The organism is Candidatus Regiella insecticola LSR1, assembly GCF_000143625.1.
Taxonomy (GTDB): Bacteria; Pseudomonadota; Gammaproteobacteria; order Enterobacterales; family Enterobacteriaceae; genus Regiella; species Regiella insecticola.
The window spans coordinates 1-3,136 of record NZ_GL379642.1; the positions used below are offsets into that span (position 1 = coordinate 1).

Below are 3,136 nucleotides of genomic sequence, written 5' to 3' on the forward strand. Positions count from 1 at the left end.
GAAGGGGTGTCGATCACATCACTACAATCATCCGAAAAAACCATCCCGCCTTCGTAGGCTATTCCGTAGTCTTTGCCATATGATGAAGATGATCATCATCCCAGATTTGATAGCATTCTATTTATATTAAAAGATAACAAGTTAGTGTTGATATAGAAATAATAATTTCTACTTGTTACTAAAATTAAATATGGATGCCATTATGAAAAAAATGCCAGAAATTTCTACAGAACAGCTCAATTCTCTTATCCTTTCTATAGATAGTTTTAATGAAGCTTGGGGAATAAAAAATTTACAATCACAGCATCTGCACATGAATCAGGCTGCCTTAAATTTCACCGGTATACCCTCTAACTTTAATATTGAAGGGAAATTGGATCATGAATGTCCTGCCCCCTGGGCGGAATTAGCGCCAGAATTACAAGATCACGATAGACGTGCTGAAAAGAGCGGAAAAAGTGTCTGTATTATTGAGACCCATTTTTGGAACAACGGAGAATCCATTCAGCCTTATTTTTGTGAAAAATTTCCAGTTTACAATAAAGATAAGCAGTGCGTAGCGACTGTTTGGCATGCCAGGAAATTTAACTCTTTATCTCCATTGGAACTTATTGATAAACGTTCTCCATCTGCATTAATACTAGAACCCCCTAATGATCTATTTACAAAATCAGAATTGAGGATAATTTTTTTTGCAGTAAATAGATTATGCTGCAAGCAAATAGCCAAAAAACTTGAACTATCTCATCGGACAGTAGAAAACCGACTGCTCATCATATATCAAAAAATAGGAGTTAATTCATTACATCAATTTATAACATATTGCAAACATACCGGTTTTGATAAATACATTCCTACTGAACTTATTTCTAAAGGTGTTCTCTTCATTTCATGAAGCGTTCAAAAAAACGGTGAGACCATAAGGTAATTCATCACCATTAATTTAACTAAATATTGCATTATGCTGTGGATGTTAGCTGAGGTGGTAATTTTTTGGATAAAAAATAGCGGGTATATTTGTGCACAAAACCTGATAGTTCCCCGTACTCACGGTATCCCAGTTTGTGATAAAACCCCTGCGCTTGGAAGCTAAAAGTGTCGACATAAGCAAAATGACAACCACGATTGGCGGCTTCTTTCTCTGCTTGCTCCATTAATTGCTTACCAAAACCCTTCTTACGGTGGTGTTTATCTACCCATAGATACTGGATTTCAAGACCTCCCCACCACGTTCTAGCTATTAATCCGGCGATAATTTCGCCTTTATCGTTTTTCTTCGTGACAACTAAAGACCGAATGTCTACGGCGTTATACTGTTTGTTATGATCCCAGAGTTGATCTATGATAAATTTTTCTTCCTGTTCATTAGGTTTGTCACTAAAACACATATTTACCTCTTAATTGTAACGAGACTATTTTCGTCAATAACCGGTATTCGGAATAATCCTAACTGGCACTCATCGAAATTTTGATCAGAACTATTCAGGTCTTTTTGCTCGATCATATAAAAATTATTAATATAAGTATAAAATTTTTACACTATACGATAATAGTATTTTTTGCCAAAAGAAGCTTGTTAATACACAGATAGTTAAATGTTTTTCATTATGAATGATGAAATATTGAGAATAGGAAAATTATTTATTTTATATTTTAGCAAGAGTAAAATTCACTCTAATAATAATGTATGTAAGTAGTATTATTGTATCATAATGGCGTATAAATAAATCATAATTATGGCTTACTTAATTAAACACTATTTTAAACACTATTAATTGTGTGTAAATAATGAAGGCCAGAGATGAAATACTAAAAAATAATTTTTATGAAATTTTATATCTGTTAATAATGGAATCGGCATGTATAAATATAAACTAAAAATACATAAGTGAACTTTAAGGACGGGAGAGTGAAAGTAAATATTGAGGCAACCGAGACAGGGACAATGGTCACTGTTAAAATATCAGCCACCGCAAATAGTTTATTAACTATCAGCGCACTTAAATCTAAAAGAACCAAAAAATGTGAATCTGAATTGAGGCTAGAAGATCACTTACGAAAATTTTCATCTATATCTGAAATCGGTGTCACAGAAAAAAGAGAGTAGTGAAATAGTTATTATTTTTATTCTATATCTCATGAAACGGTAATGTTTTCATCAGGGAAAACTATTCTTTTTTATTGAGAAAGTTAATTTTTATCATAAATCATCAACGAAATAATAAAATATATTAATACACTGAAAATAAAAATTAATTTGAGTGGGGTTGACTGGCTATGACCGATATTAATAATGCGTTAAAATCATTCCCTCTAAATAAACCGGATTTCATCGTTATATTCCACAAGAATTTATCCCGTTTGTTGAAAATAGGAGAGCGTCGTGATGAGTAACCGACAAAATAGAGCGAGAAAATGCGCGTTAAAAGATAAAATAGTAGCGGCCACGCGAAATGAAAAGAAAATAAAAAAGCCAGAAAACCGCTATTTGCTCAGTATAAAATAAAACGCCTTTCCTAGATGGGATTATTGGATAATTAGCCTTATGAGAAAAATCATAAATTGCTTAAAAATCAGGTGGTATTCATCTAAATTGGGTCACCGACCCAACGCGATCATACTTTTCGGCTCATCACTTATGAAAATTTCTAAAATGACAATCAATTTCTGTAATGCAAAAAAGAATTATTTAATGTGTTTGTTATTTTTTTTCGGAGCACCGCTGCTGGCTTTTTCTGAGGTAATTGAAAAGAGAAATTTAGAGACGTTAGATGATAATTTGAAGCAATCTTCTTTAGTACTAGCATTATCTGCTGATGGAAAAATAGCGGGCGGATGTGATAATAATGGTTCAGGTCTGTTCAACACGGTTATTTGGTCTGGCGATAAATGGGGAACTAAAACCGTTTTAAGGACGTTAGAAAATAAGAGTTTTGGTTTTTTTCAGTACGTGCATTATCTGCTAATGGAAAAATAGCGGGTGGAGTTGATAGTAATTCAGTTTTTTTCAACGCGGTTATTTGGTCTGGTGATAACTGGGGGACTAAAACCGTTTAGGGACGTTAAAAGTGATAATTCGGGGGTTTCTTTATTGCATGCATTATCTGCTGATGGAAAAATAGCGGGCGGATATGCT

Annotated in this window: 4 protein-coding genes; 3 read left to right on the top strand and 1 reads right to left on the bottom strand. The window is 33.5% G+C overall.

The window, feature by feature from the left end; translation table 11 throughout:
* Nucleotides 1–202 precede the first annotated feature (202 nt).
* Nucleotides 203–895 carry a helix-turn-helix transcriptional regulator gene (locus tag REG_RS08615; RefSeq protein ID WP_039908306.1) on the top strand — a complete coding sequence of 231 codons (693 nt, stop codon included), beginning with the start codon at nt 203–205 and terminating at the stop codon, nt 893–895.
* A 64-nt stretch (nt 896–959) separates the two neighbouring features.
* On the opposite strand, the gene REG_RS08620 is transcribed toward REG_RS08615, so the two are convergent.
* Complete coding sequence (locus REG_RS08620) at nt 960–1,388, bottom strand: GNAT family N-acetyltransferase (protein ID WP_006705287.1); 429 nt, start codon at nt 1,386–1,388, stop codon at nt 960–962.
* A 521-nt stretch (nt 1,389–1,909) separates the two neighbouring features.
* Here REG_RS08620 and REG_RS08625 point away from each other — a divergent pair.
* On the top strand, nt 1,910–2,107 hold the full coding sequence (locus REG_RS08625; RefSeq protein ID WP_039908309.1) for a TraY domain-containing protein: 198 nt from the start codon (nt 1,910–1,912) through the stop codon (nt 2,105–2,107).
* A 531-nt stretch (nt 2,108–2,638) separates the two neighbouring features.
* Nucleotides 2,639–2,977 carry a hypothetical protein gene (locus tag REG_RS10865; protein WP_141553668.1) on the top strand — a complete coding sequence of 113 codons (339 nt, stop codon included), beginning with the start codon at nt 2,639–2,641 and terminating at the stop codon, nt 2,975–2,977.
* Nucleotides 2,978–3,136 lie beyond the last annotated feature (159 nt).